The following is a 24,431-nucleotide window of genomic DNA, read 5'->3' as shown; positions in this document are numbered from 1 at the left end:
GGGTGCAAGGGGTTTTCTGGTCAAGATATTGAAGCCGAAAAAATTTAGCGAGAGGCACCAGCCACTGCTATCGTTTAGGGAACTGCATGATCCTGGCCCCCCGAACGCAAACCAGGATTTACCTGCGTTCGGGCCGAGGGCCGTTTTTTGAGCGTTGAGGCTCTCTGGGGAGTTGGATCAAAAACGTTGCCATTGGACGTTTTTGCGTCAGCGGATACCAGAAGTCAAACCTGTCGACGCATGTTTCGCCGACAGCTGCCATCACGAGTGTTCAGATAATGCCCAGCGCATCCATCGCCTCAGCTACGCGGACGAAGCCGCCGATGTTGGCGCCAAGCACATAGTCGCCCGGCGCGCCGTATTCTTCGGCGGTCGCAGCGCAGGTATCATGGATATTGTGCATGATGGTTGCCAAGCGCTTTTCTGTTTGCTCGAAAGTCCAGCTATCCCGCGAAGCATTTTGTTGCATTTCCAACGCCGACGTTGCGACGCCCCCTGCATTGGCAGCCTTGCCCGGCGCAAATAATACCCCTGCTTCCTGAAAAAGTCGCACCGCTTCCGGCGTGGTTGGCATGTTGGCGCCTTCGCCGACCGCAATGACCTTGTTCCGGATCAGTGCCTTGGCATCCCGCCCGGTCAATTCGTTCTGGGTCGCGGACGGCATTGCGACATCACAAGCCACGTCCCAGATCGAACCGCCCTCGACGAAACGGCTGCCAGCGCCCCTAAAACCAGCATATTCTGAAATCCGACCGCGACGCTCTTCCTTGATCTCTTTTACAAGATCGAGGTCGATGCCATTCTCATCGATGACATAGCCGCCAGAATCCGAGCACGCGACAATCTTGCCCCCGAATTCCATGACCTTTTCCATGGTATAGATGGCAACGTTGCCGGAGCCCGAGACCACCACGCGTTTGCCTTCGAAGTTGTGGCCTTTCGTCGCTAGCATGCGCTCGACAAAATAGGTCGCACCATATCCGGTCGCTTCCCTGCGCGCTCTTGAGCCGCCGTAGAACAACGCTTTGCCGGTTAGTACGCCCGCCTCGTAACGGTTAGTAAGTCGCTTGTACTGGCCAAACATGTAGCCGATCTCTCGACCGCCGACCCCGATGTCGCCGGCGGGCACATCGGTGTACTCGCCAATATGACGATGGAGTTCAGTCATGAAAGATTGGCAAAACCGCATGATTTCACTGTCCGAGCGGCCGCGTGTATTGAAATCCGACCCGCCCTTGCCGCCGCCGATCGGCATGCCCGTCAAAGCGTTCTTGAAAGTCTGCTCAAAGCCAAGGAATTTAACAATGCCTACATTCACGGAAGGATGGAAACGGATGCCGCCCTTATAGGGGCCGAGCGCAGAGTTGAACTGAACACGGAAACCGCGGTTTATCTGTACCTGTCCCGTATCGTCTACCCAGGGCACGCGAAAGATGATCTGCCGTTCGGGTTCGCAAATGCGCTCGATGAGAGAATTACAGGCGTAATTGGGATGTTTCGAGATAACCCGGCCGAGGCTTTCGAGAACTTCACGCACTGCCTGGTGGAATTCCAGTTCGCCGGCATTGCGTCGCAGCACTTCTGCCAGGATAGGTTCAAGCTTCTCGTCCAAATGCGCCAATCTTCTTCTCCAGTCTCGATTATTGCCTGATTAACAGGCGGCTGACCGGGTGATAGCTCAAAACTTATGCAAAATGGAATAAATTCCGAACGAGATTGGTTTTTCGAGGCGAATATTTTAATGCCTGTAAAATAGACTGGGTGGTCCGCCAGGGTTAAACCGCCAGCAACCGAAGTGAAGAACGCTTTGCTTGACTTCCACGCTTAGCGAGGCCATGTTCAATTCATGTTGATCGAGCCCCCCCAAATTAATCTCAAGCGAGTATGCCTTATCGCAGGCATATGACCCCCGGCCCGGTCGTGTCGCGCCCCGGTCGAGGGGCATAGGCAGCTTTCCGCAAGACGGTTAAAGCAGCCCACAGAGGCGACAATTATCCCATATATTCTATTGACTGCAGCGTTAGATGCGCCGCTCCCATACGTAATGGAAACCAGCAATGGCTCCCGAAAAAAAGACCCACCGCAAGCCGGCCATCGTCGTAACCCGTTACGATCACGAACGGCTTTCACGGCTTGCCGAGTCGCATGCTGCACGCCATCCCAAGGTTTCCGACGAGCTCCTGGCTGAGCTCGACCGCGCCCGCATCGTTGAGGATGGCAAAATCGGCGTTGCCGTAATCCGTATGGGTTCCACCCTACGTTTCACAAGCGATCTGGGCCAAGACCGCACTGTCACGCTCGTGTTCCCCGGAGAAGCAGATATCGCGGCCGGCAAGGTCTCGGTCCTTACTCCGATTGGCGCGGCACTCATTGGCCTTTCCGCAGGGCAGTCGATCGGCTGGACCGCTCGTGACGGTCAAGTCCACCGCCTCACCGTTGAAGCGGTTGAAGCACCGGCTGCAAGCTCCGTAGCTGCCACGGCCTCCGTGACACTTCGGCCCGCATCATGATGCGGTGTCCGCTGCCCTGCCGCCTCTACGTCTGTGGAGGCTGTATTATCGCAGGATAGTCGCCCCTGCGCCGCCTTACGCGGGCAGGGGATCTCCGTTCATGATCATGTGCGTGCTCCAATGCGGAGTAAGGGAGAACTGCGATATGCCTAATGATAATTTCATCCTCACAACGAAGGATTTCACGATTCTGGAGGCGATGTGCGACCACCCGCTCGGCCGCTACGATCTGCTGGTGTCGCTAATCCAGCGCAAGATAGGGAGGGCAGTCGTCGTGTTCCGCGAAGATTTGCCGGGCGGAATTGCTAGCATCAACAGCCGAGTTAGGTATCGCGTCAACGGTGGTGAAAGCGATACCAGAGTGCTTTCCACGGGCCAGGTGACCGCGCCGATCGGTATGTTTCTGCCCATCACTACACTACGTGGTCTGGCTCTTCTTGGGCTTGTCGAAGGTCAGGACATATTGTTGACCAATGCAGGCGGTGTCGACGAGCGGGTTCTGCTCGAAAAGGTGGAATACCAGCCGGAGGCGTCGCGTCGCGAACGCCAAGCGCTCGGTCAAGGCACCGTCCCCGCCCGGCGGCAGCCCCTGTTGCGTGTTGTATCCGGCGACACCAGCCAGACACGTTGTTCAGTTCCCGGCGCGCCGGATGATTACGATGATCCGGGACCGTCGGCCGCTTGAGCTGCTCTGAGTCGCCGAGAAAGACGCGCGCACGACCTGCAGCGCGCGTCTGCAAAAGAACAGAAAGAAGACGAACATGTCGAACAACTCTCCCCCTACGAAGGACTTGCGTCGTGCGGCGTTCATGCAAGGGCTATTCTGGATGGGACTCAGCATGATCTCGTTCATCGGTATGTCGGTCGGCTCGCGTGAGCTTGCGGGCACCCTGTCCATCCAACAGGTGCTGTTTTTCCGTGCGCTTGTCGGCCTCTTCGTTATCCTGGCGTTGGGGCGCGCGCTGCTGCCAGAGTTGCGCAACGGCAAGCTGATCCGGCTGCATGTCATGCGAAATGTGGTGCACTTCTTTGCCCAATATCTGTGGACAATCGGAATCGTGATGCTACCACTCGCTTCAGTCTTCGCGCTGGAATTCACCATGCCGATCTGGGTCGCATTTTTCGCCTTCCTCTTCTTGAAGGAACAACTGACAAGGTCGCGGATCCTTGCCACGGTCGGCGGATTTGTTGGCGTCCTTGTCATCGTCCGTCCAGGCGTCGGCATGGTAGATCCGGCGGCCGGCCTGGTGCTGATCGCCGCCGCCGGCTACGGTCTTTCGCTGATCCTCGTGAAGCAGCTTACGCGTGAAGTTTCGCCGGGCGCCATCGTCGTCTGGATGATCCTCATCCAACTGCCACTCGGCTTCCTCGCCTCTCTGACAGACTGGCGTCCCGTAAGCTTCACCGACATTCCCTGGATGTTGGTCGCCGGCATCGGCGCGCTTGCCGCCCACTACTGCCAGGCCCAGGCTCTGAAACGACTTGACGCATCAGTCGTCATGCCAATTGATTTCCTACGCGTGCCGATGGCCGCCCTTGTCGGCTACTACGCCTATGCCGAAGCCATCGATGTCTGGGTCTTCCTCGGAGGTGGGATGATCCTGTTTTCTAACTATCGTGCGGTGATGGTGGAGCGGAGGAGAGCGATGCTGTGAAAGCGCAGCATCGTAGATATCTGGCTCAAGCATGCCGCATTGAGTTCTGGATCACTTTTTCCCCAATAGCTTTGACGTTTGGCTGACAATTTGTATCTGCATACGCGTTGATATTTTCTGGTCACGGATGCTGCACTCCTGCCGGGGCGGCGAGACGTGGTTCAGCAGCTAATCAGGAACATTTTGCCCCCACATTGCGCGGCACGGCGAGATTAAAGTGATCCAGTAAAAGGGGCACTGATGAAGAGTTTGAGGACGGCCGGACGCATGGAAAGCTTCGCTCTTAACGGAGAGACATCACCCTTTTTGCTTTCGCTAGGAACCACGGCGCTGAGCAAATGCTGCGTGATCACTGACATTCCTTAGACGGCGTCGGGACCGCCCACGCACTCGACCGTCCTTTGCCTCACATCCGGGAAGGCCGCGAGGATATCGAGAATGTTGCACTTTCAACAATGCTCCACCGCTGCTCAACGATCTTGGCATACTGATCTTGCAGCGAGCCCGCCAGATCATGATGAAAGGCGTCTCGCGTTTCGAGTCCGTACAGAGCTTGCCCCAAAGACTGTAATCTGCCTTGTGCCGCTGCAGCGCCCGGGCCAGAAACCGATACATGGTGCTGCTGCTCGACGGCTCCTTCAACATACGTCCGAAGGGCTGATCTGGCCTGATCACCTTCAAGACCATAGCTTCTGAGTCCAAGATCCAGAAGGATAAGCTTCGTCGCAAACGTGTGGACGCTCGCGTCGACGCTTTCGAACGTGTTCTTAGATGAATTCATGATGAGCCCAAAGGCCAGTGACGCGACGACCACAAAAATGTTTGCGACAAGCCTCACAACCGTGTTGGTCTCGTCGTCTCGATGGCGAGCGGGCAGTTTCGGATATAAAAATAGGACCAGCAGGGACGCAAAGGTCAACAGCACCGCTACCCCAACAGAAAAGCCAATTTCCCTCACATCCATCCCCCGTGTTCGAAAGGAAGGTAGCCTATGCCCCATCTGATTGAAATCTTGCTTCCCATAAACGTTGAGAATGACCATGAGAATCCATAGTTCTCTTGCTCGTGGAGGATGATAGCAACGACTAAAAGTCGTTCATTAACTTATTCAGCACCGTCTTCGCGCAAGAGGCGATGCATCGCGCTATAGAGCGCCAGATGAGGGTGAGGATCATCAATAAAAGTCGATATTGCTGAGCGCAACGACAATTGTGCGATCCGCAAATAGGGTCTGCTCTACCGGATCGTGGTTAAACGGCTTGCTCGTTCCAGCAGGATTTCTGGCAGTCAGGGCGGATAACAATTGACCCAATGTGGCCAGTTCAAGATCGCTTCGACATCGTCACGTCCTCAGCCAAGCGTTGTCGCAGGCAAAAATTTGTCGCTTGATTTAGACGATGGTATCGATCATTGGCGTTTGTGTATCGTTTGTGAATACGGCCACTCGCAGCAAACCGGTTGATGTTGATCTTATGAAACCTCGTAGTCTCAGCGTTCTGGTCATCGATGAGAATCGCATTCGTGCGTCAATCATCGAAGAGGGCCTACGCGAAGGCGGCTATGATGAGGTAACGTTGATCGAGGACATGCATGGCCTTGCGCGACGAATTTCCGAACTCAATCCTGACGTCATCGTCATTGACCTGGAAAACCCGAACCGCGACATGCTGGAGAGTTTCTTCCAGATATCGCGCGCCGTGCAGCGCCCGATTGCTATGTTCGTCGACAGATCCGATGAAGCTTCCATCGAGGCGGCCGTGGAAGCAGGCGTATCGGCCTACATCGTCGATGGGCTGAAGCAAGAGCGGGTGCGCCCCATCCTCAAGATGGCAATCAGTCGCTTCAATGCATTTTCACGCCTCTCACGAGAGCTGGAGGAAACTCGCGGCGAGCTGGAAAACCGCAAGATCATTGATCGCGCGAAAGGCCTGCTAATGCGTTCGCGCGGCCTATCCGAAGATGCGGCTTATGCGCTTCTGCGTAAGACAGCGATGAATCAGAACCGCAAGATCGTCGAGATTGCCCAGAGCCTTGTAACCGCTGCAAGCCTTCTCGACCCGGGAGCCAACGAATGACGACCAGATACGAGATCACCGCCGGTTTCGTACCGTTGCTTGACAGTGCGCTTCTGGTTGTTGCCAAGGAGAAGGGTTTTGCCGAGCAGAATGAAATTGATCTTTCGCTCATGAGGGAGCGATCCTGGGCGTCGATCCGCGATCGGCTGGCAGTTAGCCATTTCAATGTCGCCCACATCCTGGCCCCAATGCCAATTGCCTGCAATCTGGGTCTGAGCGCACCAGCGCCAGAGATGATCGTACCGATGGCTCTGGGGCTTGGGGGCAATGCTGTCACTGTCTCCGCTGACCTTTGGCAGTCGATTGCCGGCCACGGCGCTAATGCAGATCTCGACGCGCGCAACAACGGCATTGCCCTGCGCCGTGTTATCGAGCGCAGGCAGGAGGGGCCGCTGCGTCTCGGTGTTGTCCACCCCTTTTCCGGACATAATTACGAGCTGCGCTACTGGCTTGCGGCAAGTGGCATCGATCCTGACCGTGACGTCGAAATTGTCGTTCTGCCGCCGCCTGATATGGGGGATGCGCTGGCTGAAAGGATCATTGACGGCTATTGCGCTGGCGAGCCTTGGAACTCGTTCGGCGTTCTGAAGCGGGGTGCGCATCTAGCGACGGTTAAGGCGGCGATCTGGAAGTCCAGCCCGGAAAAGGTATTGGGCGTGAACGCTCGATGGGCTGAGGCTCATCCCGAAGCGTTGTCGGCCCTGATCGTTGCGCTTGATGAGGCATCGCGCTGGTGCGCCCAGCCGGAAAACCATCTAGAGCTGGCGGAAGTTCTGGCGAAGCCAGCATATGTTGGTCGCGATAAGGAGCTATTGCTGCCTGCTATAACAGGAAACCTACCCATCGGTGGCGGTGAGACGCGCTCTGTCAACGATTTCTTCGTGCCGCATGCGAAGGCCGCGACATTCCCTTGGAAGAGCCATGCGCTCTGGTTCTACACGCAGATGGTGCGCTGGGGACAGGTCCGCCACAGTGCCCCATTGCAGCAGATCGCCGCAGAGACCTATCGTCCGGACATCTACCGAGCTGCATTGAACGCGCGCGGCGTTGCCATGCCTTCCGCGAGTTCCAAGGTAGAAGGCGCTTTAATGAAAGAGACGCCTGTCGGCTCATCCGGCGCGCTGAGCCTCGGGCCTGACGGATTTTTCGACGGTAGCCTTTTCGATCCGGATGCGATCGAAGCCTATATTGCCGCGCAAGCGGCCAAGTAGTGTTTAAATATCAGGCCTAAATTTCACGCACTGCACATTTTTTGGCGGTTACCTTGCGCGCGTAACGCAATATTTTTCCTACTTTCGACAGCGCAGCGTGCCAACTCATTGAATCATATGACTCAGGCCCGTCTGGCACGCGTCTTGCTTAGAAATGAGCGGGCCTTCAGGCCAAGAGTTTGGCGTCCAACGAGGGGCGTCTCCAGCAAAGCCGCTGATCAGGATATGCGCACACGTAAAGTGTAGGTGCAGCCTGGCCAGCGGCTTTTTTTTGTTTTTTCAACCCTGATTTGAAGCGGCAAGACTTAGTCGGGCCCAGGAGAAGCCATGTCTGAAAACACGAAAGCTATGTACGCCGGTGAACCAGCCAGAGCTCTGTGGATGTCCACGCTCGCTTTCACAATCTGTTTTGCCGTCTGGACGATCTTCGCCATCATCGGCATTCGCATCAAACAGGACCTCGGTCTCACCGAGGCCGAGTTCGGGCTACTTGTCGGCACGCCGATCCTCAGCGGTTCGATCATACGCATCCTGCTGGGGGTCTGGACCACCCGCTATGGCGGCCGCCTCGTCTATATGCTGACCATGCTTGCCGCTGCCGCAGCGACCTTCCTGCTTTCCTATGCGACCACCTTCACGCAAATGCTGCTAGCAGGCCTCGGCATTGGCCTGGCAGGTGGGTCGTTCGCGGTAGGAGTCGCTTACGTGTCGCCGTTCTTCCCGGCGCAGAAGCAAGGCACAGCGCTCGGCATCTTTGGCGCCGGCAATGTCGGCGCGGCAGTGACCAAGTTTGTTGCCCCCTTCGTGCTGCTTGCGTGGGGATGGCAGAGTGTCGCGCAGATCTGGGCGGCAGCGCTGGTCGTCATGGCGATCGCCTTCTGGTTTACGACGACCGATGATCCTTCATTTCGTGCGCGCCGCAGAAACAGGGCGCCCCGCCGCAGCCTCATGCAGGAATTCGTTCCCCTGAAAAATACCCAGGTTTGGCGCTTTTCTCTCTACTACTTCTTCGCCTTCGGTGGTTTTGTCGCGCTGTCGCTCTGGCTGCCGCGTTACCTAGTTGGAGCCTACGGCTTCGACATCGCCCATGCTGGCATGATTGCTGCCGCTTATTCTATTCCCGGCAGCATCTTTCGTGCCTTTGGCGGCGTGCTTTCCGACCGCAAGGGAGCGCGCAGTGTAATGTACTGGGTTCTCGGTGTGTCGGCGCTCGCCACCCTCGTCCTGTCGCTGCCGGCAAGCAATGCCATCGGAACTTTCGGGATCAAACCCGTGGTCTTCATCGTGGTGATCTTCGTGCTCGGCTTCTTCATGAGCCTTGGCAAGGCTGCAGTCTACAAGCACATTCCGGTCTATTATCCCGACAGTGTAGGCGCCGTCGGCGGGATCGTCGGAATGGTCGGCGGTCTCGGCGGATTCATCCTGCCGATCGCATTCGGCGTCTTAAAAGACCTCACTGGCATGTGGTCGAGCTGCTTTCTCCTCCTCTTCGCCATCGTCGCCGTGTCGATGATCTGGATGCACCTGTCGATCAGGGAGCTGAATCGTAATGCCTCTTCAGTCTCCGCTGTTGCCGCTTGAGGAAAGGGACATCAATGACCGAAAAACTCGTTATCATCGGTAATGGCATGGCGCCGGGGCGTATGCTGGAGCACTTGTTTGAAAAGGCACCTGATCGCTACCAGGTCACCATTTTCAATGCCGAACCGCGCGTCAATTACGACCGCATCATGCTTTCGCCGGTCTTGTCCGGCGAAAAAGAGTTCGAAGAAATCGTCATCCACGGCGATGGTTGGTACATCAAGCACGGCATCACGCTCTACAAGGGCCATCGTATTATTGCGATCGATCGCGGCGCCAAGACGGTTACCTCGGATCACGGCGTTACCGAGAGCTATGACAAGCTGGTGATCGCGACAGGCTCTGTGCCGTTCATTATTCCGGTTCCAGGAAAGGATCTGCCGGGTGTTATCAGCTACCGCGACCTGGACGACGTCGAGGCCATGCTTCTCGCTGCCCAGTCGCGCGAAAAGGCCGTCGTTATCGGCGGAGGCCTTCTGGGCCTGGAAGCGGCGGCCGGCCTAGCCCAGCGTGGCATGGATGTTACCGTGCTACACGTCATGCCGACACTGATGGAACGTCAACTCGATCCCGCGGCCGGTTACCTTCTGCAGAAGGCCGTCGAGGATCGCGGCATCAAAGTGATTTGCAAGGCCAATACCAAACAGATCATCGGCGATGGCAAGGTCGAAGGCGTCGAACTGGATAACGGCACGATCATTTCGGCCACACTCGTGGTCATGGCGGTCGGTATCCGCCCAAGTGCTGGTCTCGCAAGAGACGCGGGTCTTGCGGTCAATCGAGGCATCGTCGTCGATGCCGGAATGCAGACCTCCGATGGCGATATCTATTCGATTGGCGAATGTGCCGAAGTCGGTGGCATGGTCTATGGACTGGTGGCGCCGCTTTACGAAATGGCGCGGATCGTGGCCTCGCATCTGGCTGGCGATCGTTCGCCAGCTTTCGTTCATTCCGATACACCGACGAAGCTCAAGGTCACAGGCATCAACCTGTTCTCGCTCGGCGACTTTGCCGACGGCGACGATCGCGAGGAGATCGTGCTTCGCGACGCCACTGCCGGGATCTACAAGCGGCTAGTGCTGAAGGATAACCGGATTATCGGCACTGTGCTTTACGGCGAAACCGGAGATGGCGCCTGGTTTAACGACCTGAAGAAGAAAGCGACGGACATCTCGCCGATGCGAGAAACGCTGATCTTCGGTCAGTCTTACCAAGGAGGGTCGCCGCTGGACCCTATGGCGGCCGTTGCAGCCTTGCCGGATGACGCGGAAATCTGTGGCTGCAACGGCGTCTGCAAAGGCAAGATTACCTCTACGATCACAGGCAAAGGCCTGACCTCGCTGGACGATGTCCGCGCTCATACCAAGGCGTCGGCTTCCTGCGGTTCCTGCACCGGTCTGGTCGAACAGCTGATGACGATCACACTTGGGGACAGCTATAACCCTGCCGCCGTCCAGCCCATGTGCAAATGCACCGAGCTTGGTCATGACGATGTTCGCCGCTTGATCAGAGCAAAGGGCCTGAAGACCATTCCGGCGGTCATGCAGGAGCTGGAATGGAAGACTTCATGTGGCTGTGCCAAATGCCGACCGGCTCTCAACTACTACCTCATCTGCGACTGGCCAGATGAATACGCCGATGATTACCAGTCGCGTTTCATCAATGAGCGCGTTCACGCCAATATCCAGAAGGACGGCACCTATTCCGTCGTTCCGCGCATGTGGGGCGGCGTCACCAATGCCGCGGAATTGCGGGCGATCGCCGATGTTGTCGACAAGTTTGAAATTCCGCTGGTGAAGGTCACTGGCGGCCAGCGGATTGATCTTCTAGGCATCGAAAAAGAAGACCTGCCTGCGGTCTGGGGAGACCTGGGAAAAGCTGGGTTCATCTCCGGCCAGGCCTATGCAAAAGGACTTCGCACGGTGAAGACATGCGTCGGCTCCGACTGGTGCCGCTTCGGCACGCAGGATTCTACCGGCCTTGGCATCCGCATCGAGAAGTTCATGTGGGGCTCCTGGACCCCGGCCAAGCTGAAAATGGCCGTGTCAGGCTGTCCACGCAACTGCGCCGAGGCAACCTGCAAGGATGTTGGCGTTATCTGCGTCGATTCAGGCTTCGAGATCCATTTCGCGGGCGCCGCCGGTCTCGACATCAAGGGAACGGAAGTGCTTGGCCTGGTGAAGACGCAGGATGAAGCGCTGCACTACATCGTAGCGCTGACCCAGATGTATCGGGAGCAGGGCCGTTATCTCGAGCGCATCTACAAATGGGCAAAACGTATCGGCCTAGACGAAATCCGTCGCCAAATCTTGGATGATGCGGAAAAGCGCAAAGCCTATTATGAGCGCTTCGTCTTCTCCCAGAAATTTGCGCAGGTCGATCCTTGGTCAGAGCGCGTCTCCGGCAAGGACAAACATGAGTTCCAGCCAATGGCAACGGTTGGCTATCCGGCAGCAGCGGAGTGACGGGCATGGACAGCAACTGGACTGATATTGGCGATATTTCGGACATTCCGATGCGCGGCGCACGCTGCGTCAAAACTCTGCACGGCAAGATTGCAGTCTTCCGCACCGCGGAGAACGAGGTTTTCGCAATCGAGGATCATTGCCCTCACAAGGGTGGTCCGTTGAGCCAAGGCATCGTTCACGGCAAGGCAGTGACCTGCCCGCTACACAACTGGGTCATTTCGCTTGAGAGCGGAAAGGCTCTGGGAGCTGATCAGGGCGAGGTGCGCACGATCCCGGTACGAAACGACAACGGCTCGCTGTCGATCGCGGCTGAAAGCCTGATGATGGCGGCGGAATAAGCCATGAGGGAGGTCAAAACCACGTGCCCCTATTGCGGCGTCGGTTGCGGTGTCATCGCCGGTGTCGACGACAGCGGTGCGATCAGTGTCAAAGGTGATCCGGAACATCCGGCCAACTTCGGGCGACTATGCTCCAAGGGATCGGCGCTGGCGGAGACCATCGGTCTCGATGGGCGCGTTCTTGAGCCCCAGATCGGCGGGAAGCAGGCGGGTTGGGCCGAGGCACTGGATCTGGTGGCATCACGCTTTTCGCAAGCGATTGCCGAACACGGACCAGATTCCGTGGCGTTCTATGTGTCGGGCCAGTTGCTGACGGAAGACTATTACATCGCCAACAAACTGATGAAAGGCTTTGTCGGCTCGGCAAACATCGACACCAATTCCCGGCTCTGCATGTCCTCCTCAGTTGCCGGTCATCGTCGCGCCTTCGGGGCGGATACCGTTCCCGGAACCTATGAAGATATCGAGCTTGCCGACCTCGTTATCCTCACCGGCTCAAACCTGGCCTGGTGCCATCCGGTTATCCATCAACGGCTTGCCGCCGCCAAGGCGGCTCGCCCTTCGATGAAAGTCGTTGTCATCGATCCACGTCGGACGATGACTGCAGATATTGCAGACCTTCATCTGGCAATCCGCCCGGATGGCGATGTCGCGCTGTTCATGGGGCTGCTCGCCCACCTCGCCAGTAGCGCAGCGATCGATAAGAATTATGTCGGCGAGCATACGAGCGGATTTGCCGATGCCTTCGCGATCGCAAGCGCGCTTGGGATCGCCGAGCTGATGGACATGACCGGCCTTCCTTCAATGCAGCTGCGTCAGTTCTTCCGATTGTTTGAGGAGACGGATAAAGTCGTCACCTGTTACAGCCAGGGCGTCAACCAGTCCGCCTCCGGCACCGACAAGGTCAGCGCCATCATTAACTGTCATCTCGCGACGGGCCGCATCGGCCGTCCCGGCATGGGGCCATTTTCGCTGACGGGCCAGCCAAATGCCATGGGCGGCCGCGAGGTCGGCGGCCTTGCCAATATGCTCGCTGCCCATATGGCCATCGAAAACCAGGATGACCGCGACCGGGTCCAGCGTTTTTGGGCATCGCCGTCCATCGCTGCCAAGCCTGGCCTAAAAGCTGTCGATATGTTCCGGGCGGCGGCCGACGGCAGGATCAAGGCGCTTTGGATCATGGCCACCAATCCTGTCGTCTCGATGCCGGACGCAGATGCAGTCGCAGCCGCGATTGCTGCCTGTCCCTTCGTCGTGGTCTCGGACGTTCTTGCCCAAACCGACACGACGACGTTCGCCGATGTTCTGCTCCCCTCGCTCGGATGGGGCGAGAAGAATGGCACCGTCACCAATTCCGAGCGGCGCATCTCGCGCCAGCGCGGATTCCTGCCTGCTCCCGGACAAGCACGTCCAGACTGGTGGCAGATGGCCGAAGTCGCGCGCCGCATGGGGTTTGCTGATGCATTTTCGTTCAAGTCCACGGCAGATATCTTTGCCGAACATGCCGCCCTATCGGCATTCGAAAACGAGGGAGGCCGCGATTTTGATATTGGCGCTTATCGAACAATAGATGAGCCGACATATGATAGACTTTCTCCCTTTCAATGGCCGCAGCCAGACGGGGCCCAGCCGAGCACGACACGTTTCTTCGGCAAAGGCGGCTTTTACCATGCTGACCGGAAAGCGCGTTTTATTGCGGTCAGCGTTCCCGTCTCGGACCGGACCAGCGCCGATTTCCCGTTGACGCTCAATACCGGCCGCATCCGAGATCAGTGGCATACCATGACCCGAACGGGCAAAAGTGCCCGGCTTTCCGCCCACATTGCCGAACCCTTTGCCGAAATCCATCCGCTCGATGCAACGGCTATCGGAATTGCCACCGCTACACTTGTCGAGATCGCCAGCCCTTATGGAAAAGCTGTAGTGCGAGCCCTCGTTACCGATCGGCAGGCGCGCGGTAGTCTATTCGTCCCGATGCACTGGAACGGTCAGTTCGCCGCGAAGGCGCGTATCGATGCCGTCGTGGCGCCGGTCACCGATCCTGTTTCCGGTCAGCCAGCCTCCAAAAATGTCGCAGTCGCCGCCCGTCATTTTCCCGTCTCGCACTACGGCTTCGCGATCTCGGTAGCCAAGCCTGCCGCGCCGGACGCAACATATTGGGCGCTAGCGAAGGCCGAGGGTGGGTGGCGGATGGAACTCGCTTTCGAAGCGGCTTCGCAGGATTGGGCCGGATGGTGTCGCACGCATTTCGACATTCCCGGCCATATCGACCCCATCGGCTACTTGGATGCAAAGTCTGGCGACATGCGCCTGGCTTTCTTTGACGGAGACCGGTTGCTGGCTGCGCTATTTATTGCCCGAGAGCCGGTCGGTGTGGCCCGCAACTGGGCAATTGAGCAACTGAAAATTCCTCAAGCCGAAATGCCCAAACGCTTTTCTGTCGAAGCCGGTCGACCAAGCGGTGGCCGTCTCGATCCCGGTGCGACCGTCTGTTCGTGCTTCAGCGTCGGCGTCAATCAGATCGTTGCCGCCATTCGCGGCGGTTGCCACAGCGTCGAAGCCGTCGGCAAGGAATTGAACGCTGGAACCAATTGCGGCTCTTGCCGCGCAGAGATAAGGGGGATAATCGATGGATCTCTTGCAGTTGCAGCCGAGTGATCTGAGCGCCCGCAGGAACCCGACCCGCATGGCGCCGCTTGCCAAGCTCCCGGTGTTCTGGGCTCTTGATAGAAAGAGGGTCTTACTCGCTGGCGGGACGGACGCTGCAGCCTGGAAAGCCGAATTGCTGGCAGCATGTGGTGCCGACGTGTACGTTTACGCACGAGAGCTAAGTCAGGCTTTCGAGAGTCTTGTTCAACGTGACGGCGGACCAGAGGCGGGCCGGTTCTTTCATCATGCCCGAGATTGGTCGCCGCAAGATTTCGATGATACATCGATCGCGATTGGTGACTGTGCAGACGATGAAGAAGCGGCGGCATTCTTCGATGCCGCCTGCGCGGCAGGCATACCGGTGAACGTCATCGACAAGCCGAAATACTGCCAGTTCCAGTTTGGATCGATCGTGAACCGCTCGCCCGTCATCGTTGCCATTTCCACCGATGGTGCAGCGCCCATCCTTGCTCAGGCGATCCGCCGGCGTATCGAAACGCTCCTCCCGCCCTCGCTGAAATCATGGGCGTCGCTGGCACAGACAATCCGCGACAAGGTCAATTCCCACCTGCGCGTCGGCGCACCGCGGCGCGCTTTCTGGGAAAGCTTCGTTGATCGTGCGTTCGGCGCTGAGCCCGCGGTAGGTATCGAAAATGCTCTTCTTGCCGATGCAAGGCACCTCGATGCTGTGTCCAAGTCTAACATCGGTTGCGTCACTCTCGTGGGGGCAGGTCCAGGCGACGCTGAATTACTCACCATGAAGGCGGTGAGGGCGCTGCAGGCTGCGGATGTTATCCTGTTCGACGACTTAGTTTCCGACGAGGTCTTGGAACTAGCCCGCAGGGAAGCCAAAAGAATGCTGGTTGGAAAACGCGGTGGTCGCACGAGCTGCAAACAAGAGGATATCAATGCGATGATGGTGTCGCTTGCCAAGGCGGGCAAGCGCGTCGTTCGTTTAAAATCCGGTGATCCGATGATCTTCGGGCGTGCCGGTGAAGAAATTGCTTGCCTCGAAAAGGCGGGTATACCAGTCGATGTCGTGCCAGGGATCACGTCTGCCAGCGCGATGGCTGCGTGTCTCGGCGTTTCCCTGACCCATCGTGACCATGCGCGGGCTGTCCGTTTCGTCACCGGCCATTCACGTTCCGGTTCTCTGCCTGATGATCTCGACTGGAATCATTTGGCTGAGCAGAAAACCACGACTATCTTCTATATGGGCGGGCGAACGGCAGACGAGATCCGCAGCCGCTTGCTGGCCGCAGGCATGGATAGTCGTACACCGGCTGTCATCGTTAGCGCTGTGACCAGAACCAAAGAAAAGCGCTGGGTGGGTATGCTCGATACATTGGCGGAGGCTGTCGCGCAGATCGGCGTGGATGAGCCGGTTCTGATTGGAGTAGGTCATGTTTTTTGGGACGCCAAAAATACCGATGCGTGGCTACCAAAGCGTTTTCCCTCGCAGAAACGAGAAGAGCATCGCGTTGTCTCTTGAGGTTTTCTACCATCTTTCGCTCAGCCTAGCTATCGCGTTCAGCTGGGCAAGCTTCAAAGACATCTTTTCGAAGACAACCGACCGCGCAGTTCTCTTGTCCCCTTTGACTACACTCGCGACTACCGTTTGTCTGTCGGCATCAGCTTTGGCGCTATCGGTCAAGAGCTTCACGGTTGGCGGCCTGACAATTGCTTTTGGTTTGCTCTTGGCAGCCGAGCTTTGGCGACTGCGGATCGGCTCTCAAATTCGCCCTATATTGGGGACAGTTTTCCTGTTGATATATGTCGCTTGTAGTTAAAACATCGGCGTGGCGTACGGAAAACCTGGTAAACGTAGAAGCCTCTTACTGTGCCTCTTTAGATGCTTTCGAACTTGCATCCGATATTACCTCAACCTCGTCACTTGAGGCCATTCAAATATTCGGAGAGTCTACCGTCAAGGATCAGTTCTCGAACAAGCTGCCCACAGTCCCGTCCCATTGTCATCAGCGTTTGAAATTTAGTATTTTAGAAAGGACCCGCCGGTTAGCGATTAGCTGAGCCTTACGGCCTCTTTCCTAGCGCCGGCTGCTGGAACTTGCACGTACCTCTAAAGGAAGGCCCCGACCCTCATGATCGGACGCCTTCCTGGATGACGGAGCGGCAATCATGCCGGGGGTCTGCCGTCCAGGTGACGCATATTTGAGTCGCCTAATTTACGTCAAGCGGTTTCAAGCATAAGCAGCCGTTAAGCCGCGAGCAGAGACCCATCTGTGGCAGCAAGGTCGATCTTCAGGACGGCGAGGATCTGCGCGACGGTTACCGAATTACAGCTATAGAATACCGTCTGCGCTACCCTTCTGGTGCTGACCAGCCGAGCAGCGCGCAGCTTCGAGAGGTGCTGCGACAATGCTGATTGCGATAAACCCACTCTTTCGGCGAGCGACGTCACGTCCCATTCATTAGCGTGCAGCAACTGCATGACGTGGAGGCGCTTCGCATTTGCAAGTGCCTGCAGAAGCATGGCAGGCGCGGATAAGTCCGGCGCTGAAGGGGGGGTCATATGATCAATATCTCAGTTAGAATGTGATGTAATATTGAATTAATTACCTAATATTGGCCGTCATGGCAATATCTCGGAGCCTTTTTCAAGGCTGTACGCTTGACCTTGCTCGCACTCAAAAGGTGGAGGTGCGCTTTGATCAACGATCTCTGGTACAAGAACGCATCTTTATTGCTTGTCTATCGAGACCTTTATGGATTCGAATGGCGATGCGTGGGTGATTTTCAGGGACTGCAACGCCGATTCGATTATTTGGCCGGGCTCGGCGTGGACGCGGTCTGGTTGTGGGCTTTTCAGACATCGCCGGGCCGTGACGACGGTTATGATGCCTCCGACTATCATAACGTGGACCCCGCTACGGGAGACACTTGGCGACTTTGTAGAATTTACCCACGGCGCAAAGCAGCGTGGCATCCGGGTGGTGATAGATCTTGTCGTCAACCATATCTCGAACGAGCACCCTTGGTTTATCGAGGCCTGCTCTGACAAGAACTCTCAATACCGAGACTGGTACGTCTGGTCGGATAAAAGCCTGCCAATGCCGATGAAGGCATGGTCTTCCCTGGGGTCAGAAACCACTTGCTGCGTTTGGGCCGGACAAGTCGATGCAGCTCTACGATCGTGGGGTCCGCCGTCGATGGGCTCCCATGGGCGGAGATGAACGGTGCCTCAAGCTTGCATACAGTCTGATGCATTCGCTGCCTGGAACGCTGGTTCTGCGTTACGGTGACGAGATCGGCATGGGTGACGATTTATCACTACTTGAGCGCAACTGCGCGCGCGCACACCGATGCAGTGGTAAACGAGCCCCAAGGCGGGTTTACGAAAGGTAACAATCCTGTCCTACTGGTGATCGAGAAAGGGCCCTACGGCTTTGAGCACCTCAACGTCGCCTTCCAGCGCCGCGATGCTCAGTCGATGCTGATCGGTCGGGGGACGTTCGAAGTGCTAGATTGCGGCGACGTGGGGTATTGGCGATGCGTTACGACTGGCGCGACAATGCCGTCGTCATAATTTATAATTTCACGACAGGCCGGTGGAATTCACATTCGATGCTGGCGTTGGCGATGACGGCCGTAATCTGATCGACATAGCGGACGGAACCAACAGCCAAGCAGATGGTGGCGGCAAGCATAATATGGTCATCGAACCCTACGGTTATCGATGGTACCGAGCCGGTGGTCTGGATTACCTCCTGAAACGTAGTAATGTGTGAGTTCTAATCCGCGGGATCAATGGCATTGGGCTGGGATGTTTCAGCGATGCGATAGGCCGTAGGGTTAATGTCGCGCCCAAGATGCGGGTCGACCTCGCTGTCAAAGAAGCTTGGTGGCAAGTCGGCAAAGCTCTTCGGGCATTCATTCATTCATTAATTCGAGCGTGTTAGATTGCCCCGCGCCGCGTGTAAGTATCTAGGCCATAGAACCGTTTCATCACCTCTTGCGAGCTCGTTGGCCTACCGAACAGATAACCCTGAAACTGCCCGCAACCTTCTGCTGATAGACATTCACTTTGAGCCCGGTTTTCCACGCCCTCTGCGGTAACAACGGCCGAAAAGCTTCGGCCTAAGCCTATGACAGCACGTACGATTGCCAGGCTTTCGGGGTATTCTAGTAGTTCAGTAATAAACGATCGGTCAATCTTGAGTTTGTCGAAGGAAAACTTTCGCAAATAGGAGAGACTGGAGTATCCTGTCCCAAAATCATCAAGCGCAATTTGCACTCCAAGGTCTTTGAGATCATTCAAGAGTTGTATGTTATCATTGCTGTCGGCGAGGAACACGGACTCGGTAATCTCAAGTTCCAGTCTATCTGGGGACAAGCCGGACATGGTTAGAGCCCGTGCGACGCTTGCCGCCAGACCAAAGCCGGCGAATTGCTTGGGTGATAGGTTCACCGCCACCTTGACGTCTCGAGGCCAGTTTATCGCCTGGCGACAAGCCTCCTCTAAAACCCATTCACCGATTGGAATGATCAAACCGGCAAGACGTTCCGTGAGATCGACGTGGACGCCTGTATCGAAGCCGTCAAGGCTGCCGAGGGCGGCCCGCAACGGGAGCGCCTCGGGGAATGTGTTCGGCTCCGGCAGGAGCTGGTCACGCTGAACGTGCAGGCGCCTGATGCCGAGCGCACCAACCAGCTGGCGAATGTCGCGAAGAACCGCGAGGAGGCCGTGGCCAGGACGGCCGGCGATGTCATCCTCCAGCTCTATCAGGCAGGGGCCAAGGCGCTTGAACTGCCCGAGTGGGCAAATGCCGGTGTATGCCCGCTGTGCGACAGCGCAGTTGCCCATGACCTTCACAGTCACGTCGGCACGAAGCTCTCCGCATTCACTGCACTCGACGAAGCGACGCAGGCGGTTGGCCTCGAATGGAACCAGGCGGGCTGGGCTGACCTGACAGGACTTGAGAAGCTGTTGGAACCCGATGCCACCAAGCGCCCGATCGCTGCCCTGTCGAATACGGCACAAAAGGGGGTGCTTACCGAGGCGCAGGCCAAGGACCTTGCCATCTGGCTAGGGACGTTGCACGAGCGCGCGGGCGCCCGGGATACGGCGCTCGAGAAAGAGCAGCGTGAACTGGAGATCCTTCCCCAGTCTTCAGTTGAGGTGACGAAGAAGGTTGAGGCGGCCCGCCGGATGCAAGAGAGCCTCGGCAAACTCGACGCCGCACAGACTGACCTTGACCGGGAGAAAGCCCGCGCCGGCCGCGTGTCGCGTTTGAAGACATTTCTGGACCGGGCCTCGGACGATTTCGCGGTGGCAGAGGCGGCGATCAGCAAGGCCGTCTGGCCGCCGTAGAACCCGTATTCAAGACCAACTTCGCGGAGATGTCGTTTTTCGGTGTCACGCCTGAGGTCGTCAAACGGGCCAACAGCGAGGATCTTCAAATCCGCTTGCAGGAGTTCCACGGCCTGGCCGACCTGTCACCCCAGGCGCTGTTGTCGGAAAGCTACCGCAATGCTTTCGCCATCGCGCTCTATCTTGCCGCCGCGTCATTGTACGGCGGCATGCCCAAGTTTATCGTGCTCGATGATGTGACCTCCAGTTTTGATGCGGGCCACCAGCTCTATCTCGTGGAATTGCTCCGGAAAAGCTTTGCCCGGCCGGCCAACCCGGACGGGCTGCAAGTGATCCTGCTGAGCCCCGACACCATGTTGGAAAAGCTCTTCAACAAGCACACTGGCTCCGGCGTCTGGTGGCACCAGCGGCTCGAAGGCAACCCTCAGTTCGCGGTGCTGCCGCAAGCCGGCGCGGTGAACAAGGTGCGTGATCTTACAATTTCAATGTTGCAGGCCGGACAGGCCGACTTCGCCAAAGAGGGAGTCCGGCAGTATCTCGAATATCGGCTGAGCGATCTCATCAGCAAGCTGCGCATCCCCGTACCTGTGGACGTCGCCTTCAGTGACAACAAGCAGCTGGCGGGGGAATTCCTCGGTGCGATCGACGCCGCCGTCAAACTCCACAAGGCGGGGGGATCCCTTATTCTCGAACCCGCTCAGGAGGCAGGCTTGAACGCCAACATGGCGACGATCGTTGGAAACTTCACCAGTCACTGGGGAACAGGCCAGGCTCTGGCCTTCACAGCGCCGGCGCTGCTCGGCGTCATGAACGCGATCGACCAGTATTGCGACTGCTTTACTTACGTCCCGAATCCCGGGGATCCTCGGAAATTGTACAAATCTCTTAGCCAGAAGCTGTGACGAGGTTCATCGCGTCTAGTACTGGCCGTCAAACAGGTTGCCCAGCGCCCGCGTCATGAGAAAAGCCAGTCGTCGGCGCCCTAAATGCTCGGACCGGTCATGGATGTGGCACCGCTGGCAGAACGCCTGGTCATTGTGATCGGGCTGTGGTCAAGGTGCGCCATCGCCAGATAAGCAAGCGATCACGTATCGTCGGGGTGGTAGCAAACGGCAAGGAAATCCCAGGCAGGAACTCGGTCCAGCGATGAGGGCTGACAGCATCCGGTTGCTATTCTCTCTTGAGGCACTCAAAGGAGACGGTCCGATGACGGCTCACCGGACATTCGAGAAGTGGTTGACCGGGTTGGAAAATTTATCGCGAATGTAGCAAGGAATGACGGGGTCACCGGTGCGATTCCTTTCAAGGCGCGAGTTGGCCGTGATGGCTGATCTAAAGGCCGCGTTCCCGGTGCTCGTTCTACCGTTGATGCCAGGCGAGCTTATCTCAGGTTAGCCTAACACCGAGACTTGGGTTGCATGAATGGGCGATCAGCCCTGCGGCTCCATCAGCCTGCTCGACGAGTACATTGGAGGGATTTTTGTTTCTCCTGATAGGCAAGGGATTGGTATAGGGCGTAACCTTGTGGCTCATGCTCTCAGGCTCAAAGGTGAGCTGGAGCTTGAGGTTGACACCGACAATCAACAGGCAATGGTTTGATACCATGAGCTCGGATTTCAGGAGCTCTCAAGCCGTCCCCACGATGATGATGGCTACGCTTTCGAAAATGCGCATCTGCGCTTGATCGGCTGGCGTGATAGGGTGGCGAGAACCGCCGGGATGCAAAGCCGGCGCTTTCCCAGCGCATCTCTATCGAATTTCGCGCTGTCCTTTCACCCCACGCTGCGGTTGCTCGATGCCGTGCTTGGTCGCGTCGTCCATTTTTCGCTTGACAGGAGCGGCCTATGGACTGCTAATGCGCATTAGCTGCTAATACGTATTAGCAGATTGGAGCCTTTGGAAACGGGACCGTGGCAGCAACCAAGCGTCTGACCCAGAACGATATCGCGAAGCTCGCTGGCGTCAGCCAGGCCACCGTTTCCCTCGTGTTGAATGGTGCGCCGACGGCTATCGCGCGCATTCCGGCGGAAACCCGGGAGCGTGTGCAGAAGGTCATCCGCACGACCGGCTATGTCGCAGATCCGATCGCCCGTCGCATGGCCAAGGGTCTTAACCGCATTCTCGGCGTTTTCACCTACGAGCCGGCTTTTCCCAGCGCCCAAGCGGATTTCTTCACGCCCTTCCTGCTCGGCATCGAGGAAGAGGCGCAGCAGCAGAACTACGACCTGCTGCTTTTGACCAGCGCCGGCGTCGGCAACAATCGCAAGATCTTTTCCGAGGGCAACCGGCTACGCATTGCCGATGGCTGCCTTGTTCTCGGCCGCGAATTCGATCGCGCAGAGCTCGCACGACTGGTGGCCGAGGATTACCCGTTCGTGGCGATTGGCCGACGTGAGGACGCCGGCGGACCCGTTCCTTACGTTGGCGGAGACTATGCAGCCGGAACTCGCGCGCTGGTCGAGAAGGCCTGTTCGCTGGGCCATTCGAAACTGGCCTATATCGGACCGCAGGGTCCGGCGGAATCCGTCGCCGACCGCTGGCTCGGATACCAGGCGGCGCTGTCGGCAACAGGCGCGGAATTGGCGGTCCATATCCCCACCGTCAACCGCCCCGCCGAAGAGATCCTCGACGCGATCCTTTCGTCGAGCGCGACGGCTGCCTTCTTCATCGAGCTGGCCGACGCCGTCCGGGTGGAGATCCTGGCGCGCGCGCGTGGAATTTCGGTGCCCGGCGATCTCTCGATGATCGTGCTCGGCAGCCACATCCGCGCCGGACGCAGCGCGGTGCGCTTCACCTCCTACGAAATCCCGCGCGAAGAGATGGGTCGACAGGCGACCGCCATGCTGGTGACCCGTATCGAGACCGGCGGCGCCGACACGCAGATCCTTCTTCCCTGCGAGCCCGTCGAGGGAGAGACACTGGGACCCTGTCCTTCAGATCCAGCACAAAAAACGGATGGTATGACGTGAAAGAGATGCGAGCAGATATTCTTGTCGTGGGTGGCGGTCTTGGCGGGGTTGCGGCAGCACTCGGTGCTGCGCGGGCTGGCAAGCGCGTCATCATGACGGAGGAATACGACTGGATCGGCGGTCAGCTCACCAGCCAGGCGGTGCCGTCCGACGAACATACCTGGGTCGAGCAGTTCGGCATCACCCGCTCCTATCGCAAGCTGCGCCAGGGCGTGCGCCAATATTACCGCGACCACTATCCGCTGACCGAGGGCGCCCGCGCCTGGGGCGATCTCAATCCCGGCGGCGGCTGGGTCAGCCGCATCTGTGCCGAACCGCGCGTCAGCCTTGCCGTTATGAAAAGCATGCTCGCACCCTATCGCGGCGCCGACCGCCTGACGGTGCTGCAACCCTATCGGCCGGTGGCGGCTGACGTCGACGGCGATACCGTCCGGTCGATCACCGTCCGCCACCGCGACAGCGGCGCCGAGATCGTGATTTCCGCCGACTACATCCTCGATGCCACCGAGCTTGGCGATCTCCTGCCGATGACCGGTACCGAATATGCCAAGGGCTTCGAGGCACAATCGGATACCGGCGAGCCGAGCGCGGGGGCGCAGGCGCAGCCGGACAATGTCCAAGCCGTGTCGATCTGCTTTGCCATCGACCACGTGGATGGGGACCAGACGATCGACAAACCGGAAAACTACGACTACTGGAAACAGTACCAGCCGCATTTCTGGGGTGGCCCGATGCTCGGCCTGACCGCCCCGCATCCGCGCACGCTGGAGCACACGACCCGCTCCTTCACGCCCAATCCAGATGACGATCCGCTTCTCGTTGATGCCGACCAGCGCAAGGGTGGCGGTGACGAGAACCTCTGGATCTTCCGGCGGATAGCCGCCCGCAAGAATTTTGCGCCGGGCTTCTACACGTCCGACATCTGCCTCGTGAACTGGCCGATGATCGACTACTTGGACGGCACCATCATCGACGTTTCCGAAGAAGACAAGGTACGGCACCTGAAGTCTGCCGCCGATCTGTCCTATTCGGTCTTCTACTGGCTGCAGACGGAAGCGCCGCGGCTCGATGGCGGACAGGGTTATCGCGGCCTGCGCCTGCGTGGCGACATCACCGGCACCGAGCACGGCCTTGCCATGGCGCCCTATGTGCGTGAAAGCCGGCGCATCAAGCCGGTCACCCGCATCGTCGAACAGGATCTGTCGTTCACGGTTCGCGGCGAAAGGGGTGCTGTCCGTTACCGCGACAGCATCGGCATCGGTATGTACCGAATCGACCTGCACCCCTCGACCGGTGGTGACAACTATGTCGACGTGCCGTCCTGCCCGTTCGAGATCCCGCTCGGCGCACTTCTGCCGCAACGGGTGAAGAACCTGATCCCGGCTGGCAAGAACATCGGCACCACACACATCACCAATGGCTGCTACCGCCTGCATCCGGTCGAATGGAATATCGGTGAAGTCGCCGGGATGCTGGCCGCCTTCAGCCTCGAAAAGGGCCTGACGCCGCATCAGGTGCGGGCCGACGACAAGCACCTTCACGACTTCCAGGCCGCACTGACCCGCGAGGGCATCGAGATCCGCTGGCCCGAGGTTGCGGCCTATTAAGCCACACTACCATCTGTAGCTCGAACCCATCTTTGG

The 24,431-nt window shown here is 57.9% G+C and carries 19 protein-coding genes and 1 pseudogene; 16 read left to right on the top strand and 4 right to left on the bottom strand.

Annotated elements, in window-relative coordinates; all coding sequences use genetic code 11:
- Nucleotides 1–271 precede the first annotated feature (271 nt).
- Nucleotides 272–1,621: an NADP-specific glutamate dehydrogenase gene (gene gdhA / locus AAIH70_RS25260; protein ID WP_430036264.1), complete on the bottom strand. Its 1,350-nt coding sequence runs from the start codon at nt 1,619–1,621 to the stop codon at nt 272–274.
- Between the two features lie 436 nt (nt 1,622–2,057).
- On the opposite strand from gdhA, the gene rnk reads away from it, so the two are divergent.
- From rnk to AAIH70_RS25245, 3 genes are all read left to right on the top strand, one after another.
- Nucleotides 2,058–2,510 carry a nucleoside diphosphate kinase regulator gene (rnk, locus tag AAIH70_RS25255; protein ID WP_430036262.1) on the top strand — a complete coding sequence of 151 codons (453 nt, stop codon included), beginning with the start codon at nt 2,058–2,060 and terminating at the stop codon, nt 2,508–2,510.
- Nucleotides 2,511–2,655: 145 nt separating this feature from the next.
- A complete protein-coding gene (locus tag AAIH70_RS25250) occupies nt 2,656–3,195 on the top strand; it encodes a nucleoside-diphosphate kinase (RefSeq protein WP_430036261.1) in 540 nt (179 codons plus the stop codon).
- A 76-nt stretch (nt 3,196–3,271) separates the two neighbouring features.
- On the top strand, nt 3,272–4,165 hold the full coding sequence (locus tag AAIH70_RS25245; RefSeq protein ID WP_430036259.1) for a DMT family transporter: 894 nt from the start codon (nt 3,272–3,274) through the stop codon (nt 4,163–4,165).
- Nucleotides 4,166–4,571: 406 nt separating this feature from the next.
- Here the strand turns inward: AAIH70_RS25245 and AAIH70_RS25240 are convergent, their stop codons facing one another.
- Complete coding sequence (locus tag AAIH70_RS25240; protein ID WP_430036257.1) at nt 4,572–5,207, bottom strand: hypothetical protein; 636 nt, start codon at nt 5,205–5,207, stop codon at nt 4,572–4,574.
- Nucleotides 5,208–5,637: 430 nt separating this feature from the next.
- Here AAIH70_RS25240 and AAIH70_RS25235 point away from each other — a divergent pair, with 430 nt between their 5' ends.
- From AAIH70_RS25235 to cysG, 7 genes are all read left to right on the top strand, one after another.
- Nucleotides 5,638–6,240, top strand: a complete 603-nt coding sequence (locus AAIH70_RS25235; RefSeq protein ID WP_430036443.1) for an ANTAR domain-containing response regulator — start codon at nt 5,638–5,640, stop codon at nt 6,238–6,240.
- A complete protein-coding gene (locus tag AAIH70_RS25230; protein ID WP_430036255.1) occupies nt 6,237–7,451 on the top strand; it encodes a CmpA/NrtA family ABC transporter substrate-binding protein in 1,215 nt (404 codons plus the stop codon). The genes AAIH70_RS25235 and AAIH70_RS25230 overlap by 4 nt, the downstream gene beginning before the upstream one ends.
- Nucleotides 7,452–7,778: 327 nt before the next feature.
- Nucleotides 7,779–9,032 (top strand): MFS transporter, encoded by a 1,254-nt coding sequence (locus tag AAIH70_RS25225; protein ID WP_430036253.1) that lies wholly within the window; start codon nt 7,779–7,781, stop codon nt 9,030–9,032.
- A 14-nt stretch (nt 9,033–9,046) separates the two neighbouring features.
- Nucleotides 9,047–11,497: a nitrite reductase large subunit NirB gene (gene nirB / locus AAIH70_RS25220; RefSeq protein ID WP_430036251.1), complete on the top strand. Its 2,451-nt coding sequence runs from the start codon at nt 9,047–9,049 to the stop codon at nt 11,495–11,497.
- Nucleotides 11,498–11,502: 5 nt separating this feature from the next.
- Nucleotides 11,503–11,838 carry a nitrite reductase small subunit NirD gene (gene nirD / locus AAIH70_RS25215; protein ID WP_430036249.1) on the top strand — a complete coding sequence of 112 codons (336 nt, stop codon included), beginning with the start codon at nt 11,503–11,505 and terminating at the stop codon, nt 11,836–11,838.
- A 3-nt stretch (nt 11,839–11,841) separates the two neighbouring features.
- Nucleotides 11,842–14,496, top strand: coding sequence for a molybdopterin-dependent oxidoreductase (locus AAIH70_RS25210; RefSeq protein ID WP_430036247.1), 2,655 nt, complete (start codon nt 11,842–11,844; stop codon nt 14,494–14,496).
- Complete coding sequence (cysG, locus tag AAIH70_RS25205) at nt 14,468–15,979, top strand: siroheme synthase CysG (RefSeq protein ID WP_430036245.1); 1,512 nt, start codon at nt 14,468–14,470, stop codon at nt 15,977–15,979. The genes AAIH70_RS25210 and cysG overlap by 29 nt, the downstream gene beginning before the upstream one ends.
- 726 nt (nt 15,980–16,705) lie before the next feature.
- Here the strand turns inward: cysG and AAIH70_RS25200 are convergent.
- Nucleotides 16,706–17,020 carry an ArsR/SmtB family transcription factor gene (locus tag AAIH70_RS25200; RefSeq protein ID WP_430036243.1) on the bottom strand — a complete coding sequence of 105 codons (315 nt, stop codon included), beginning with the start codon at nt 17,018–17,020 and terminating at the stop codon, nt 16,706–16,708.
- Between the two features lie 135 nt (nt 17,021–17,155).
- Between AAIH70_RS25200 and AAIH70_RS25195 the strand changes: the two are divergent.
- Nucleotides 17,156–18,236 (top strand): annotated as a pseudogene (locus tag AAIH70_RS25195) (alpha-amylase family glycosyl hydrolase).
- A 167-nt stretch (nt 18,237–18,403) separates the two neighbouring features.
- On the opposite strand, the gene AAIH70_RS25190 reads toward AAIH70_RS25195, so the two are convergent.
- Complete coding sequence (locus AAIH70_RS25190) at nt 18,404–19,072, bottom strand: EAL domain-containing protein (protein ID WP_430036241.1); 669 nt, start codon at nt 19,070–19,072, stop codon at nt 18,404–18,406.
- Between AAIH70_RS25190 and AAIH70_RS25185 the strand changes: the two genes are divergently transcribed.
- The 5 genes from AAIH70_RS25185 to AAIH70_RS25165 all read left to right on the top strand — a co-directional run bounded on the left by AAIH70_RS25185 (nt 19,025) and on the right by AAIH70_RS25165 (nt 24,395).
- Entirely contained in the window at nt 19,025–19,819 is a 795-nt protein-coding gene (locus AAIH70_RS25185; protein WP_430036239.1) for a hypothetical protein, read from the top strand. The genes AAIH70_RS25190 and AAIH70_RS25185 overlap by 48 nt on opposite strands.
- Before the next feature lie 29 nt (nt 19,820–19,848).
- Entirely contained in the window at nt 19,849–20,721 is an 873-nt protein-coding gene (locus tag AAIH70_RS25180; RefSeq protein WP_430036237.1) for a hypothetical protein, read from the top strand.
- A 520-nt stretch (nt 20,722–21,241) separates the two neighbouring features.
- Entirely contained in the window at nt 21,242–21,418 is a 177-nt protein-coding gene (locus AAIH70_RS25175; protein ID WP_430036235.1) for a GNAT family N-acetyltransferase, read from the top strand.
- Nucleotides 21,419–21,729: 311 nt separating this feature from the next.
- A complete protein-coding gene (locus tag AAIH70_RS25170) occupies nt 21,730–22,788 on the top strand; it encodes a LacI family DNA-binding transcriptional regulator (RefSeq protein ID WP_430036233.1) in 1,059 nt (352 codons plus the stop codon).
- Between the two features lie 5 nt (nt 22,789–22,793).
- Nucleotides 22,794–24,395, top strand: coding sequence for an FAD-dependent oxidoreductase (locus tag AAIH70_RS25165; protein WP_430036441.1), 1,602 nt, complete (start codon nt 22,794–22,796; stop codon nt 24,393–24,395).
- Nucleotides 24,396–24,431 lie beyond the last annotated feature (36 nt).

Source organism: Neorhizobium sp. BT27B (assembly GCF_050455485.1).
In the GTDB taxonomy this organism is placed as follows: Bacteria; Pseudomonadota; Alphaproteobacteria; order Rhizobiales; family Rhizobiaceae; genus Neorhizobium.
Note: the sequence above shows the minus strand (reverse complement) of the source record. Positions and strands in the feature narration are given on the sequence as shown.

What these genes read in the sequence shown, in the direction of transcription:
- rnk (WP_430036262.1), top strand. Translation starts at nt 2,058, where the DNA reads ATGGCTCCCGAAAAAAAGACCCACCGCAAGCCGGCCATCGTCGTAACC.
- AAIH70_RS25250 (WP_430036261.1), top strand. Translation starts at nt 2,656, where the DNA reads ATGCCTAATGATAATTTCATCCTCACAACGAAGGATTTCACGATTCTG.
- AAIH70_RS25245 (WP_430036259.1), top strand. Translation starts at nt 3,272, where the DNA reads ATGTCGAACAACTCTCCCCCTACGAAGGACTTGCGTCGTGCGGCGTTC.
- AAIH70_RS25240 (WP_430036257.1), bottom strand. Translation starts at nt 5,207, where the DNA reads ATGGTCATTCTCAACGTTTATGGGAAGCAAGATTTCAATCAGATGGGG.
- AAIH70_RS25235 (WP_430036443.1), top strand. Translation starts at nt 5,638, where the DNA reads ATGAAACCTCGTAGTCTCAGCGTTCTGGTCATCGATGAGAATCGCATT.
- AAIH70_RS25230 (WP_430036255.1), top strand. Translation starts at nt 6,237, where the DNA reads ATGACGACCAGATACGAGATCACCGCCGGTTTCGTACCGTTGCTTGAC.
- AAIH70_RS25225 (WP_430036253.1), top strand. Translation starts at nt 7,779, where the DNA reads ATGTCTGAAAACACGAAAGCTATGTACGCCGGTGAACCAGCCAGAGCT.
- nirB (WP_430036251.1), top strand. Translation starts at nt 9,047, where the DNA reads ATGACCGAAAAACTCGTTATCATCGGTAATGGCATGGCGCCGGGGCGT.
- nirD (WP_430036249.1), top strand. Translation starts at nt 11,503, where the DNA reads ATGGACAGCAACTGGACTGATATTGGCGATATTTCGGACATTCCGATG.
- AAIH70_RS25210 (WP_430036247.1), top strand. Translation starts at nt 11,842, where the DNA reads ATGAGGGAGGTCAAAACCACGTGCCCCTATTGCGGCGTCGGTTGCGGT.
- cysG (WP_430036245.1), top strand. Translation starts at nt 14,468, where the DNA reads ATGGATCTCTTGCAGTTGCAGCCGAGTGATCTGAGCGCCCGCAGGAAC.
- AAIH70_RS25200 (WP_430036243.1), bottom strand. Translation starts at nt 17,020, where the DNA reads ATGACCCCCCCTTCAGCGCCGGACTTATCCGCGCCTGCCATGCTTCTG.
- AAIH70_RS25180 (WP_430036237.1), top strand. Translation starts at nt 19,849, where the DNA reads ATGTCGTTTTTCGGTGTCACGCCTGAGGTCGTCAAACGGGCCAACAGC.
- AAIH70_RS25175 (WP_430036235.1), top strand. Translation starts at nt 21,242, where the DNA reads ATGGGCGATCAGCCCTGCGGCTCCATCAGCCTGCTCGACGAGTACATT.
- AAIH70_RS25165 (WP_430036441.1), top strand. Translation starts at nt 22,794, where the DNA reads ATGCGAGCAGATATTCTTGTCGTGGGTGGCGGTCTTGGCGGGGTTGCG.